We start from the raw sequence: 12,971 nt of genomic DNA on the forward strand, positions 1-12,971 counted from the left end.
CTTACTTGCCGAACGAGTAACGCATTTCCAGGTAGTACGCACGGCCGTACACATCGAAGTTGTATTCGTTGTACGCCCACTGTGCGCTGCCCTGATAGGACGCGTCGAACGGCGGCATCTTGTTGAACACGTTTGTCACCATCAGCGACAACTCCAGGCCCTCGAACGCCTTGTAAGTGACGCTGGCGTTGTGGGTGATGTACGACGGCAATTTGCCGGCGCGAGGAGCTGCGTAGCCAGCTGCGCTGATAGTAGCGGCGTAGTTCGGGGTCTTGTCGAACCAGCTCGCGTACCAAGTGGTCGAGAACTTGCCGATGTCCCAGGTCAACGAGGCGTCCGACTTGCGCTTCGGGTCGGTGCTCCAGTACGGGTCGTTCAGCAGATCCACCGGCTTGTCGCCTGCATAACGCACGTACTTGTGGCGCAGGTTCTCGCTGTAGCTGACGATGGTGCTCAGGTCGCCCCAGCGGCCGAAGTCATAGCCATAGCGGAACGAGGCGGTGACCGCTTCCAGCTTCTGGTTGGAGACGTTGATCTTCGGCGTGTAGATGCCGATGATCTGACCAGAGGTGTTACGGGTGACCTGGGAGAACGTGGCCTGGCACAGCGCCGAAGCGGCATCGTCGATGCCGGCGCGGCAACGGTAATCCTGCAGGCTCAGGCCATTGGCGCTCTGCTGGGTGACCTCATCGCTGATGTCCCAGTTGAGGTAGTCGACGGTCAGCGCCATGCGATCCACCGGCGACCACACGAAGCCGGCGCTCCACACATCCGCATTGATCGGCTTCAGATCCAGGTTGCCTGACGAGGTCCCCCTAAATTGACGGTTGGAGTAAGCCGGGGGGCAGAAGTCCGTGTTGCCCGGCAGATAGCCGCGCTGCGCGCACTGGTAGTAGTCGATGACGCTGTTGTAGTAGCCGCTCTGGCCCTGGTACAGGTCGGACAGGGTCGGCGCGCGGAATGCGGTGCCGTACTTGCCGCGCAGCAGCAGGGTCTCGAACGGACGGTACTCCAGCGAGATGCTGTAGGTCGGCTTGTCGATGGTGCGGCCGCTGGCCTTGAACGCGTCGTAACGGCCGGCCAGGGTGATGGTCAACGGGTCGAACACCGGCATGCGCAGTTCCGAGGTCAGCGCGTAGCGGTCGCGCTGGCCACCGCCGGCCACCGAGGTCAGGCCCCAGACTTCGCCGTTGAGAATCACCGGGTCCGGATCGTAGTCCCACTTCTGCTTGCCATACTCGGCGACCACCGCGAGGCCGGCGTCGCCGCCTGGCAGGCTGAACAGCTTGCCGTTGGTGGCCTGCAGGCGAATCATGCCGTCGGAGGTCTTGCTCTTGTTGGTGGCCTGGCCGGTGAAGCTGGCGAAGTCTGCTTGGCTGATCGGCGTGTAGAAGGCGGCGTAGTTTGGCGTAAACACCGGATAAGCGCCGTAGAACGGATCAAGGCCGAGCTGCGGGCCCAGTACACGGTCTACGAAGAACTGGTCGATCGCGTTCTTGTAGCGGACCAGCTGGCGCTCTTCCAGCTTGTACTGCGTGTAGGTGACGCCGGCATCGTAGTCCCAGCTCGACTGGCCGAGTTGGCCCTGGGCGCCGAAGGTCACACGTACCGAGTCGCTCTTGTCGCGGCTCATCGTGTCCTTGATGCCGTTGATGCCCATTTCTTCAGGCGCGAACGCGCGCTGCAGATTCAGCAAGTCGCCCACTCTTGGGTCGTAGTAATAGCCGAAGTCGGCGGAGGTACCCCACCAGATGTAGTTGGAGCCAGAGTTGTATTTGACCTCGTCATGGCTGTAGAGCACATCGCCGTACAACTGCACGTTGTCGTTCAGGTCGTGGGTGGCGTGTACGTAAGCCTGCAGCGACTTATTTCCACTGTCCAGGGTGCGGTAGCCCGGGGTGTACTTGGAACCGCAGTAGTAGGTGTCGCCAAAACCGGGACGTTGCTGCAGGCCCTCTGTGCCTCCGAACAGCCCAGTCACATTGCCGCACCTGGCCGGATCCAGGAAGTTGTAACTGGTGTTGTAACCGTAGACCAGAAAATCGCGGCTCGCCAACTGCGGGGTGTAGCCCTGCGTGTTGAACTGCTTGGTCAGGTCGCGCTGGTAGGCCCAGATCGGATCCTTTTCTTCGTACTGCACGCCGCCCAGGACGCTGGTGCGGCCGTCGGCCGAGGTCCAGCCGTCGGCGAAGGTCGCGCGGAAGTTGCTGCCGCCGCCCTCGGAGTAGCCGCCGCCGCGGATGCTGAACACCGCGCCGTCCATCTTCTTCTTGAGGATGACGTTGATGACGCCGGCGATCGCGTCGGAGCCGTACAGCGACGACTGGCCGCCCGGCAGGATCTCGATGCGGTCGACCAGGTCGATCGGAATGCCGCTGATGTTGTTGAAGGTGTCGCTGCCGTTGTACAGCGCCGGGTAGTTCGACATCGGACGGCCGTCGATCAGGTACTTCACGTAGCCCGGCGGCAGGCCGAACAGGCTCACCGTCTTCGCGCCCTGGGTGAAGGTGCCCGAGCTCTGCCCGCCCTGCACGCCGCCGGTGGCGAACGAGCTCTTCTGCAGCACGTCGGCGACGGTGCTGAAGCCGCGCGCCTTGATCTCTTCGGCATTGATCGTGGTGACCGGGGTGGCGGTCTCGATCTCGGTCTGCGGAATCAGCGAGCCGGTGACGGTGATCTTCTCCAGATCCGTCGCCTTGTCGGTCTTGCCGTCGGTCGTGGCGTCCTGCGCGAAGGCGGCGAACGCGGCCGGGACAAGCATGGCGGAGGCCAGCGCGGCACTCAGGTGGCTGTGCTTGAAACTACGAGTATGACGAGCAGTCATCTTTCTCTATCCCCGAAAATCAATCGATAAGGCGAGGGGCCTCGTGCCGCGACATGTGCCTTGAAAGTGGGGTCGCATCCTGCGACCAACCCAAACGTAACACGGACTTAACGCCGTTTGTACATAGGTGTCACTTTTTTCGTCTACAAGCGAAAAGTGCCGTGAACACGCAGGAAACGTCGGTAAACAGCGGGCTTCGGCGTATGTGTAGACAAATCCCACGCTGCTTTGCACCATTGCGGGGCATTACAGGTACAGGTTTCTGAACTTCGTTGCGTCGGTGCGAGGCGCGCCCGGGAGGGCCCGCCCCCATTAGCTGGTATCGATGTCTCCGGCGGCTTGGTCAGGTTGACGGCGCACCATTTCGGTGAGCGAGATTCGCCATCGTGGGGCGTGGCGGCGTGTGTCGTGCCGTCGACCGCCTGGCATCCCTGCATCGGGCTCCTGTACGGGTCGGTGTCCGCCCCGATGGCCGGCCCGGGCGAATGGCGCGCCGCTGCGGCTACCGAGGTGCCATTTGCGCAAATTCGCCAGCGGTCGCGTTGCCGCGGGACCCTGCACGGGGACACTTGTATAGTCATGTGTCTGTGCGGCCCGCGACGCTGCCGCTGCCCGCGGCCCATTCGCGGGCCATGTGTCCTCTTTGTCCCGTGCACCGCTGCGTGCGCTGCCGGACGCTTCCTGATTGAGTTCCCGATGACCGAACGCCCCCGTCTCCCCGCCCACGCCGTCCAGCCCAAGCTCGCTCCGCACCCGCGCATCCGTAACGTCATCGCCGTCGGCTCCGGCAAGGGCGGGGTGGGCAAGTCCACCACTGCCGTGAACCTGGCCCTGGCCCTGCAGCGCCAGGGCGCGCGTGTCGGCGTGCTGGACGCCGATGTCTACGGCCCCAGCGTGCCGGCCATGCTCGGCCTGAGCGGGCGTCCGGACAGCCCGGACGACAAGAGCATCGAGCCGATGCGTGCGTTCGGCATCGAAGCGATGTCGATCGGGCTGCTGGTGGACCAGGACACGCCGATGATCTGGCGCGGCCCGATGGCGACCTCGGCGCTTACCCAGTTGTTCGCCGACACCTTGTGGGACGACCTGGACTACCTGCTGATCGACCTGCCGCCGGGCACCGGCGACATCCAGTTGACCCTGGCGCAGAAGATCCCGGTGGCCGGGGCGGTGATCGTCACCACCCCGCAGGACATCGCCACGCTGGACGCGAAGAAGGCGCTGAAGATGTTCGAGAAGGTCGAGGTGCCGGTGCTGGGCATCGTCGAGAACATGGCGGTGCACACCTGCAGCCAGTGCGGCCATGTCGAGCACCTGTTCGGCGAGGGCGGCGGCCAGCGCATGGCGCAGCAGTACGGCGTGCCGCTGCTGGGGTCGCTGCCGCTGGCGATCGCGATCCGCGAGCAGGGCGACGCCGGCACCCCGGTGGTGGCCGCCGCGCCGGCGTCGGCCGCGGCGCAGGCCTACCTGGCCACCGCGCAGCGCCTGACCGAAGAGCTGCGCAAGCGCCCGCGCGCGGCTATCCCGATCTCCGCGGCCTTGCGCTGAGCGGCACGCGGCGCCTGCCGCGAATGCCCTGCACCGGCTAGAATCGCCGGCTATTGCGGCCGGCCCCTTCGCTGGCCGCGTTCCCGGCGTGCAGGCTGCGGCCGCCGCCACCGCATCAGGAACCCCCATGAGCATCAAGAGCGACCGCTGGATCCGCCGCATGTCCGAACAGCACGGCATGATCGCGCCCTACGAACCGGGCCAGGTCAAGCAGGTCGACGGCCAGCGCATCGTCAGCTACGGCACCTCCAGCTACGGTTACGACGTGCGCTGCTCGCGCGAGTTCAAGGTGTTCACCAACATCAACTCGACCATCGTCGACCCCAAGCACTTCGACCCCAAGAGCTTCGTCGACATCGAGGCCGACGAGTGCATCATCCCGCCCAACAGCTTCGCGCTGGCGCGCACCGTGGAGTTCTTCCGCATCCCGCGCGACACCCTGGTGGTGTGCCTGGGCAAGAGCACCTATGCGCGCTGCGGCATCATCGTCAACGTCACCCCGCTGGAACCGGAGTGGGAAGGGCACGTGACCCTGGAATTCAGCAACACCACGCCGCTGCCGGCGCGCATCTACGCCAACGAGGGCGTGGCGCAGATGTTGTTCTTCCAGTCCGATGCCGACGACGTCTGCGAGACCAGCTACAAGGACCGCGGCGGCAAGTACCAGGGCCAGACCGGCGTGACCCTGCCCAAGACCTGACCGCCCGACCCGATCTTTCACAGCACAAGGAGCGCGCAATGAACGACCCCAATCCCTACCAGGCCCCCGACGCGGCGCTGCCGCCCGCGCTGCCGGACACCGCCGGCGGCGAGGTCCTCGCCGGCCGTGGCGAGCGCCTCGGCGCCGCGCTGATCGACGGCGTGATTTCGTTGGCGACGTTCCTCCCGGTGGCGGCGCTGACCGGCTACTTCGGCGAGGTCATGGAGGCCGCACGCAGCGGCGTGCAGGTGTCGTTTCTGGCCACGCTGGGCTACGGCGTGCTGGGCATGGTGATCTTCCTGCTGGTGCAGGGCTACCCGCTGGCCAAGAGCGGCCAGACCTGGGGCAAGAAGCTGCTGTGGATCCGCATCGCCGACCTGGACGGCGGGCAGCCGCCGTTCTGGCGCCTGATCGCGTTGCGCTATCTGCCGACCCAGGCGATCTCGCTGCTGCCGATCGTCGGCGGCCTCTACGCCCTGGTCGACGCGCTGTTCATCTTCCGCCAGGACAAGCGCTGCCTGCACGACCTGATCGCCGGCACCCGCGTGGTCAACGTCCGCCGCTGAGCCCGCGGTCGCGACACGGCGCCCCTGCGTTTGGAGGGGCCGCCCCGAAAGCCGCTAGCGCGACGCAGCAGCTAAGAGTGGGGGAAACGCTTTCGCGAATCCCCACTCCCGAATCCTCAATCCTCGCCCCACCTACTTGCCGCGGCCGAACAGCATGCCGACGCCGACCGCGACCAGGATCGCCGGCCACCAGGTGGCGATCAGCCGGCCCAGGCTCAGGTTGGTCCAGCCCAGGTTGTTGGCCAGGAACACCAGGCCGATCACGATCAGCACGATGGCGGCGATTACATTGGATTTCATGGAGGCGCGGCTTCCGCAAAAAAGGGCGCCTATCGTAGCCGCTGGCGCCACGCCGCAATACGCGCCTGCAGTTCCTCGGCCGGCAGCCGCTGCGCCGCGCCGCTGCCCCACACCGGGCCGGGCCAGGCGGCATCGCCCGGATGCCGCCCCAGCACATGCACGTGCAGTTGCCGCACCACGTTGCCCAGTGCGCCGATGTTGAGCTTGTGCACGCCCGGCTCCTGCCGCAGCAACTGCGAGAGCTGGTTGATCTCGGCCAGCAGCAGGCGCTGCTGGCCGCCGTCCAGGTCGATCCACTCGCTGGCCTCGGCCACCCGCGGCACCAGCAGCAGCCACGGGAAGCGGGCGTCGTCCATCAGCCGCACCTGCGACAGCGGCCCGTCGGCGACGAACGCGCTGTCGGCCTGCAGCCGCGGGTCCAGGACGAAGTCGGCCATGCCGCGGCTCAGCCCAGGTGCTCGGCGAGGAACGCCAGGCTGCGTTCGCGGGCGAGCTCGGCGCTATCGGCGTCGTAGTGGTTCGGATCCACGTGGCGGTCGAAGCCATGCCCGGCCGGGTACACGAAGGTCTGCATCTGCGGCAGCTTCTCGCGGTGCTGCTGGATCGAGTCGGCCGGAATGCTGCCGTCCTGCGCGCCGAAGTGGAACAGCACCGGCGCCTTCGGCGTCTCGTCCAGGAACTGGGTGTTGCGGCCGCCGTAGTAGCTCACCGAGGGCAGGCCCAGGCGCAGCGCCGACAGCAGCGCGACGCTGCCGCCCCAGCAGTAGCCCAGGGTGCCGACCTTGCCGGCCGGCGCCAGCGCCTGCGCGGCCGCCTGCACGATGTCCAGGGCGCGGTCGAAGCCGAGCGCGCCGACCAGTTCCAGGCCCTTGCGCACGCCCTCCTGGTCGTAGGCCAGCTGCGCGTCCTTTTCCACCGGATCGAACAGCGCCGGCGCCAGCACTTCGTAGCCGTGCGCGGCGTAGCGGTCGGCGACCTGGCGGATGTAGTCGGTCACCCCGAAGATCTCCTGGATGACCACCAGGCCGCCGCGCGGCGTGCCCTCGGGCAGGGCGTGCCAGGCGGAAACCTGGCCGTGAGCGGTGTCGAGCGTGGTCCAGTGGCCCATACGGCATTCCTGTGGCGTGGGGGAAGCGGCGGATTATCCATGGCCCAGGCTAAGTCGGGGTGAGTGGCCTCACGCGCGGCTGCGGCCGCGCCGGCGGCCCCGGCCGCGGCCCGGTATACTTCGCGCGCTGTTTTTCTCCCAGGCCCCCGGACCCCGGCCCCAATGTCTCTCGCGACCCCCAAAGTCGGCTTCGTCAGCCTTGGCTGCCCGAAGGCCCTTGTCGATTCCGAACGCATCCTCACCCAGCTGCGCGTGGAGGGTTACGCGATCGTGCCCAGCTACGACGCGGCCGACGTGGTGGTGGTCAACACCTGCGGCTTCATCGATTCGGCGGTGGCCGAGTCGATGGAGGCGATCGGCGAGGCCATGGCCGAGAACGGCAAAGTCATCGTCACCGGCTGCCTGGGCAAGCGTTCGGAGCAGATCCGCGCGGCCTATCCGGACGTGCTGGCGGTGTCCGGCCCGCAGGACTACCAGAGCGTGATGGAAGCGGTGCATGCGGCGTTGCCGCCGCGCCACGACCCGTTCGTCGACCTGCTGCCGCGCGCGCGGGGCGCCGAGGACGACATCGGGGTCAAGCTGACGCCGCGGCATTACGCCTATCTGAAGATTTCCGAGGGCTGCAATCACCGCTGCAGCTTCTGCATCATTCCGTCGATGCGCGGCGACCTGGTGTCGCGCCCGGTCGACGAGGTGCTGCGCGAGGCCGAGCGGTTGGTGAAGGGCGGGGTGCGCGAGTTGCTGGTGGTGTCGCAGGACACCTCGGCCTACGGCGTGGACCTCAAGTACGCCGAGCGCGAGTGGCGCGGCCGCGCCTACCAGACGCGGATGAAGGCGCTGTGCGAGGGCCTGTCGGAACTGGGCGCGTGGGCGCGCCTGCACTACGTGTACCCGTATCCGCACGTGGACGACGTGATTCCGCTGATGGCCGAGGGCAAGCTGCTGCCGTACCTGGACATTCCGTTCCAGCATGCCAGCCCGCGCATCCTCAAGCTGATGAAGCGGCCGGGCGCGGTGGAGCGCACCCTGGAGCGCGTGCAGCGCTGGCGCGCGCTGTGCCCGGAGATCACCCTGCGTTCGACCTTCATCGTCGGCTTCCCCGGCGAGACCGACGCCGAGTTCGAGCAGTTGCTGGAGTTCCTGGACGCCGCGCAGCTGGACCGCGTTGGCGCGTTCGCCTATTCGCCGGTGGAAGGCGCCAGCGCCAACGCGCTGCCGGATCCGGTGCCGGAAGCACTCAAGCAGGAGCGGCTGGCGCGCTTCATGGAACGGCAGGCGGCGATTTCCGCCGCGCGCCTGGAGGCCAAGATCGGCAGCGTGCAGGAGTGCCTGGTCGACCTGCTGGAGGATGGCATCGCGGTGGCGCGCTCCAAGGCCGATGCGCCGGAGATCGATGGCCTGGTGCATATCCAGAACGGCGGCGAGCTGGGGCTGAAGCCGGGCGACCTGGTGCAGGTGGAGATCACAGACAGCGACGAGCACGACCTGTTCGGCGATGCGCTGCCGGTGCAAGCGTCGCCGGCAAAACCGCTGGACCTGCGGGTGCTCTGAGGCCGCAGGCGGCCGCATGCGGGGCGCCACGGCGCCGCGCGCTCAGGGCGTGGCGTAGTCCACCGCGACCACCACGAAGCTGTGGCGGCCGCCGGGCAACTGCGCTTCCACTTCGTCGTCGATGCGCTTCTTCAGCAGCGCCCGCGCCAGCGGCGAATCGATGCTGATCCAGCCGCGCGCCGCGTCGGTCTCGTCCGGCCCGACGATGCGGTAGCGGCGCAGCTCGCCGCTGTCGGCATCCTCCAGTTCGATGTGCGCGCCGAAGAACACCGCCTGCGGGTCGGACGGCGCCTCGGCGACCACGCGCAGCGCTTCCAGGCGCTTGCTCAGGTAGCGCACGCGGCGGTCGATCTCGCCCAGTTGCTTCTTGCGGTAGGTGTACTCGGCGTTCTCCGAGCGGTCGCCCTCGGCCGCGGCCGCGGCCAGCGCCTTGACCACCTCGGGGCGGCGCACCCGCCACAGCTCCTCCAGCTCGGCCTTGAGCCGGGCATGGCCTTCCGGGGTGATCAGGGCGGTGCTTTTCTCGGCAGGGGGACGCCAGCGGCTCATCGATGCGACTGCGGTGGAGCGGGGTGGCGATGCTAGCGCGTGCCTGCGGCTTGCGCACCCGCAGGCGATGGCCGAAGCTGGCGCCGCCCCGCACACGAACGTCGCCCGATGCTGATCCTGCCGCTGCACAAGCCGCTGTCGCGGGACAACTTCCCGCTGGTCACGCTGCTGCTGATCCTGCTCAACGTCGCGGTCTACGTCGGCTGGCAGCGCCACGACGGGGCGCCGCTGCGGCAGGCGCTGCGCGTCTACCTGGACTCCGGACTTGGCGCGCTGGAAGCGCCGGCCTATGCGCGCTACCTGGAGCGCAGTGGCGAGCGCGAGGCGCTGGCACGGCTGCAGCAGGTGCCGGCGGCGGAGCGGCCGGCCTTCGTCGGCGCCACCACCCTGCACGATGTGCGCTTCGTGCAGGCCATGCGCGACGGCAGCGCATTCGCGGACGCCGATGCGCAACAGGCCTGGGCGCCGCTGCGCGCGCGCTACGACACGCTGCTGCAGCGTGTGTTCACCCTGCGCCATGTGCAGCGCAGCTCCGAATGGGCGCCGGCACGCATGCTCACGTCGGCCTTCCTGCATGCCGACGCCCTGCACCTGGTCGGCAACATGCTGTTCCTGCTGGCGCTGGGCACCCTGCTGGAAGGCGCGATCGGCGGCTGGCGGTTCCTGGCGGTGTACCTGCTCGGTGCGTTCGGTGCCAGCGCGGCGAGCCTGTGGTGGCGTTGGGGCGAAGCCGGGGCGGGGCTCGGCGCCTCCGGGGCCATTGCCGCATTGATGGGCGCGTTCTGCGTGGTGTGGGGGCGGCGCCCGGTGCGCTTCTTCTACTGGGCGGCGGTGCTGTTCGACTACGTGCGCGCCCCGGCCATCGCGCTGCTGCCGCTGTGGCTGGGCTGGGAACTGTACAACCTGCTGTTCAATGGCGATGCCGGCATCGGTTTCGACGCGCATGCCGGTGGCCTGGTGGTCGGCGCGCTGCTCGGCGCGGTGCTGGTGGCGGCCGGACAGGCCCGCGAGGCGTTCCTGCGCGACGAGGCCGATGCGCCCCTCGACGACCGCTGGGCGCGTGCGCAGGCGCACCTGGGGCGAATGGAACACCACCAGGCTGGCGTGCTGCTGGATGCGCTGGCCGCGGAAGCGCCGCAGCGCTTCGATGTGGCGCTGGCGCGCTACCGCCTGGCCGCCAATGCCGGCCAGGCCGCGTCGGCGCGGGCCAGGGCGATGGAGGTGATGCACCTGGTGGCGCCGTCCGTGCAGGAGGCGCGGCAGCAGGCCGGCGTGCTGCAGGCGGCCGGCGACCTGGATGCGCCCACGCGCGCGGCCCTGTTCGCACGCTGGATGGCGCTGGGCTTGTTGGCGGAGGCGGAGGCGCTGCTGGCGCAGGATGCGGTCTCGCCACGCGAGCAGCAGGCGCAGGCCTGGTTCCGGCTCGCGCTGGGCCACGGCGAACGCCAGGCCACGGCGGAGTGGCGGCGCGTGCTGGAGGCGCTGATCGTGCGCTACCCGGATTTGCCGCCGGCGGACAAGGCGCGGTTCCTGCTCGCCAATGCCTGAGGGCGCTGCCCGGCACGGCAGCGGGGCACGCCAGCGTGTCCCGCTCCGCGCATGACTAGACCGGCGCGATCGTCACCGCGCGCAACGCCGCCTGCAGCTTGCCGCGCTGCACGTCGTCGTCGCAGCGGCTCAGCGCGTCCTCCAGCAGGCTGCGCGCCTGCGCGTCCTCGCCGAAGCGTTCGGCCAGCAGCAACGCGGCCTGCAGCGACCAGGCGCTGCGTTCCGGCGCATTCGGCCAGCCGCGCACAGCGGCCTGCAGCCCATCGGCGGCGAGCCGGAACTGGCCCGCCAGCTGCGCACGTTCGGCCAGCAGCGTGGCCTGCTCCGGCAGCAGCGGCACGAAGTCGGGATCGGCATCCAGCGCCTCGCGCTGCAAGGCCAGCGCGCGCCGTTCCTGCTTTTCCTGCAGCAGCCGGTGGATGTACTGGCGGGTGTGGTCGCGGCGTTCGTCGTGGCGCGCGCTGCCGCGCAGCAGGCGCTGGTACAGCTCGTGCACGCCCAGGCTCACTGCGCGCGTGCGCACTTCGCTGCGCAGCACCTGCAGCGCGTCGTCGGTGTGGCCGTCGCGCACCAGCTGTTCGGCCTCGTCGAGCACGCGCTGGTCCGGGTCGTGGCGGGCGAAGGCGTTGGCCGCCTCGGCGGCCGGTTCGTAGCCCAGCACAGCGTGATACTGGTAGACCAGATAGCCCAGCAGGTGGAAGGCGGCGAACAGGCCCCAGATCGTCACCACGGTGACCGCCAGGTCGGCGACCAGCGGCGGCAGGGCGCGCTGCAGCCAGGCGGCGGCGCTCAGCGCGCTGGCCTGGATCACGAACAGCAGGCCGAACGCGGCCAGGTACGGCCAGCCGATGCGCAGCGCCAGGCCGATCGACACGGCCGGGTTCAGCGCGCGGCGCAGGCTGCCGTCCATCGCCAGGGAAATGAGGATGCCCGGCTGCAGCAGCACCACCGCCAGCAGCATCAGCAGGCCGCCGACCGGCCCGGCCAGCAGCAGCGCGGCGAACACCGCCACGCCGAGCAGGATCATCATCGCCAGCAGCCGCAGCACCACGCCGTCGCCGACATCGAAGCCGCGTTCCGGCGCGTCCAGGTAGCCGTCGGCGGTGTGGCGCAGGATCTCGAAGGCGTATTTGTAGATCGCCAGGGTGGTGACGATGCCAAGGATCCAGCCGATGCCGGGCAGCAGTCCCAGCAGGCTGCACAGGGTCAGCGCGATCAGCGCGTACAGCGCGCCGCCGCGCAGCGGATACAGCGCGATGGCGCGGGTGCGCGCCCAGAACGGTTCGGGTGTGCTGCGATGGGCGCGGCTTGCGCCCGCGCGACGACGATCTTCCATGACTCCCCCTGTCTACGAAGTGAGACGATTGTGCGGGTCGGCCGCGGCCGGTGCAATCGGGCGCTGGCCGTGGCGGGCGTGCGGCAGCGGACGGCCGACGCTGGCACGGGCGGCGTGTGCTGCTGCGCTAAGCGCCGCCCGTGCCGCAGCGGCTGCGCGTGCGCTGGCTACACTGCACGCCCGGCGGCGGATGCGTGCGTCTCGCGTCGAGCCCGCCGTTTCGCCGTTCCCCTCCCAGGAGTCTCGCTTGGACCCTTCCTTCGTTTCCGGCAATCCGCGCGTGCGCGTCACCAACATCGAGGTGCTGTCGGACAACTGGTACGTGCTGCGCAAGGTCAGCTTCGATTTCCAGCGTCACGACGGCAGTTGGCAGGCGCTCACGCGCGAGGCCTACGACCGTGGCAATGGCGCGACCATCCTGCTGTACAGCCGCGCCAAGGGCACGGTGATGCTGACCCGCCAGTTCCGCTTGCCGACCCTGCTCAACGGCAATCCCGACGGCATGCTGATCGAGGCCTGTGCCGGGCTGCTCGATCGCCACGATCCGGAGACCTGCATCCACAAGGAAACCGAGGAGGAGACCGGCTACCGGATCGAGAACGTGCGCAAGGTGTTCGAAGCGTTCATGAGTCCGGGCTCGGTGACCGAGCGGCTGTATTTCTTCGTGGGCGAGTACGTGGAGCGCGACAAGGTCGGCGCCGGTGGCGGCGTGGCCGCCGAGGGCGAGGAGATCGAGGTGCTGGAGCTGGCGCTCGATGCCGCGCTGGCGATGATCGACACCGGCGAGATCGCCGACGCCAAGACCATCATGCTGCTGCAGTACGCCAAGCTGCACGGGCTGCTGGCCTAGCGTCGCGTTGTCGGTTTTTGTACCTGCGTGGCAGCGCCTGGATCGAAGGCCGCGCGTCCCCGCGAATCCAGCGTTCTGCACGCTGGGCCTG

12 protein-coding genes are annotated in these 12,971 nt (G+C 68.5%); 6 read left to right on the forward strand and 6 right to left on the reverse strand.

The genetic code is table 11. From position 1 onward, the window contains the following. Position 1 precedes the first annotated feature (1 nt). Complete coding sequence (locus M3U25_RS02520) at positions 2-2,761, reverse strand: TonB-dependent receptor (RefSeq protein ID WP_355496325.1); 2,760 nt, start codon at positions 2,759-2,761, stop codon at positions 2-4. A 759-nt stretch (positions 2,762-3,520) separates the two neighbouring features. Between M3U25_RS02520 and apbC the strand changes: the two genes are divergently transcribed. From apbC to M3U25_RS02535, 3 genes are all read left to right on the forward strand, one after another. Then, a complete protein-coding gene (gene apbC, locus M3U25_RS02525; RefSeq protein ID WP_160947778.1) occupies positions 3,521-4,372 on the forward strand; it encodes an iron-sulfur cluster carrier protein ApbC in 852 nt (283 codons plus the stop codon). A gap of 127 nt (positions 4,373-4,499) precedes the next feature. Beyond that, on the forward strand, positions 4,500-5,072 hold the full coding sequence (gene dcd / locus M3U25_RS02530) for a dCTP deaminase (protein WP_010340509.1): 573 nt from the start codon (positions 4,500-4,502) through the stop codon (positions 5,070-5,072). 38 nt (positions 5,073-5,110) lie between these two features. Continuing rightward, the gene (locus M3U25_RS02535; protein ID WP_355495166.1) at positions 5,111-5,638 is read left to right on the forward strand and encodes an RDD family protein; all 528 of its coding nucleotides are present in this window, start codon (positions 5,111-5,113) and stop codon (positions 5,636-5,638) included. 132 nt (positions 5,639-5,770) lie between these two features. Here M3U25_RS02535 and M3U25_RS02540 read toward each other — a convergent pair whose 3' ends face one another. The 3 genes from M3U25_RS02540 to M3U25_RS02550 are packed head-to-tail and all read right to left on the reverse strand — an operon-like array spanning position 5,771 to position 7,046. Beyond that, positions 5,771-5,938, reverse strand: coding sequence for a DUF5668 domain-containing protein (locus tag M3U25_RS02540; RefSeq protein WP_003467495.1), 168 nt, complete (start codon positions 5,936-5,938; stop codon positions 5,771-5,773). 29 nt (positions 5,939-5,967) lie between these two features. Further along, positions 5,968-6,375, reverse strand: coding sequence for an HIT family protein (locus M3U25_RS02545; RefSeq protein WP_355495159.1), 408 nt, complete (start codon positions 6,373-6,375; stop codon positions 5,968-5,970). A gap of 8 nt (positions 6,376-6,383) precedes the next feature. Beyond that, positions 6,384-7,046 (reverse strand): dienelactone hydrolase family protein, encoded by a 663-nt coding sequence (locus M3U25_RS02550; RefSeq protein ID WP_242156679.1) that lies wholly within the window; start codon positions 7,044-7,046, stop codon positions 6,384-6,386. A gap of 162 nt (positions 7,047-7,208) precedes the next feature. Between M3U25_RS02550 and rimO the strand changes: the two genes are divergently transcribed. Next, positions 7,209-8,597 (forward strand): 30S ribosomal protein S12 methylthiotransferase RimO, encoded by a 1,389-nt coding sequence (gene rimO, locus M3U25_RS02555; RefSeq protein WP_355495155.1) that lies wholly within the window; start codon positions 7,209-7,211, stop codon positions 8,595-8,597. Positions 8,598-8,639: 42 nt separating this feature from the next. Here the strand turns inward: rimO and greB are convergent, their stop codons facing one another. Beyond that, positions 8,640-9,146: a transcription elongation factor GreB gene (greB, locus tag M3U25_RS02560; RefSeq protein ID WP_017909114.1), complete on the reverse strand. Its 507-nt coding sequence runs from the start codon at positions 9,144-9,146 to the stop codon at positions 8,640-8,642. A gap of 108 nt (positions 9,147-9,254) precedes the next feature. On the opposite strand from greB, the gene M3U25_RS02565 reads away from it, so the two are divergent. Continuing rightward, entirely contained in the window at positions 9,255-10,694 is a 1,440-nt protein-coding gene (locus tag M3U25_RS02565; protein WP_355495151.1) for a rhomboid family intramembrane serine protease, read from the forward strand. Positions 10,695-10,749: 55 nt separating this feature from the next. Here M3U25_RS02565 and M3U25_RS02570 read toward each other — a convergent pair whose 3' ends face one another. Beyond that, positions 10,750-12,030 (reverse strand): hypothetical protein, encoded by a 1,281-nt coding sequence (locus tag M3U25_RS02570; RefSeq protein ID WP_355495148.1) that lies wholly within the window; start codon positions 12,028-12,030, stop codon positions 10,750-10,752. A gap of 247 nt (positions 12,031-12,277) precedes the next feature. Between M3U25_RS02570 and M3U25_RS02575 the strand changes: the two genes are divergently transcribed. Further along, the gene (locus tag M3U25_RS02575; protein ID WP_355495145.1) at positions 12,278-12,880 is read left to right on the forward strand and encodes an NUDIX domain-containing protein; all 603 of its coding nucleotides are present in this window, start codon (positions 12,278-12,280) and stop codon (positions 12,878-12,880) included. Positions 12,881-12,971: the final 91 nt, after the last annotated feature.

The organism is Xanthomonas sp. PPL134 (assembly GCF_040595915.1).
GTDB classification, from domain to species: domain Bacteria; phylum Pseudomonadota; class Gammaproteobacteria; order Xanthomonadales; family Xanthomonadaceae; genus Xanthomonas_A; species Xanthomonas_A indica.

Excerpts from the sequence above, each read along its gene's own strand:
- M3U25_RS02550 (WP_242156679.1), bottom strand. The coding sequence starts at position 7,046 with ATGGGCCACTGGACCACGCTCGACACCGCTCACGGCCAGGTTTCCGCC.
- dcd (WP_010340509.1), top strand. The coding sequence starts at position 4,500 with ATGAGCATCAAGAGCGACCGCTGGATCCGCCGCATGTCCGAACAGCAC.
- rimO (WP_355495155.1), top strand. The coding sequence starts at position 7,209 with ATGTCTCTCGCGACCCCCAAAGTCGGCTTCGTCAGCCTTGGCTGCCCG.
- M3U25_RS02540 (WP_003467495.1), bottom strand. The coding sequence starts at position 5,938 with ATGAAATCCAATGTAATCGCCGCCATCGTGCTGATCGTGATCGGCCTG.
- greB (WP_017909114.1), bottom strand. The coding sequence starts at position 9,146 with ATGAGCCGCTGGCGTCCCCCTGCCGAGAAAAGCACCGCCCTGATCACC.
- apbC (WP_160947778.1), top strand. The coding sequence starts at position 3,521 with ATGACCGAACGCCCCCGTCTCCCCGCCCACGCCGTCCAGCCCAAGCTC.
- M3U25_RS02520 (WP_355496325.1), bottom strand. The coding sequence starts at position 2,761 with ATGCTTGTCCCGGCCGCGTTCGCCGCCTTCGCGCAGGACGCCACGACC.
- M3U25_RS02535 (WP_355495166.1), top strand. The coding sequence starts at position 5,111 with ATGAACGACCCCAATCCCTACCAGGCCCCCGACGCGGCGCTGCCGCCC.
- M3U25_RS02545 (WP_355495159.1), bottom strand. The coding sequence starts at position 6,375 with ATGGCCGACTTCGTCCTGGACCCGCGGCTGCAGGCCGACAGCGCGTTC.
- M3U25_RS02565 (WP_355495151.1), top strand. The coding sequence starts at position 9,255 with ATGCTGATCCTGCCGCTGCACAAGCCGCTGTCGCGGGACAACTTCCCG.
- M3U25_RS02570 (WP_355495148.1), bottom strand. The coding sequence starts at position 12,030 with ATGGAAGATCGTCGTCGCGCGGGCGCAAGCCGCGCCCATCGCAGCACA.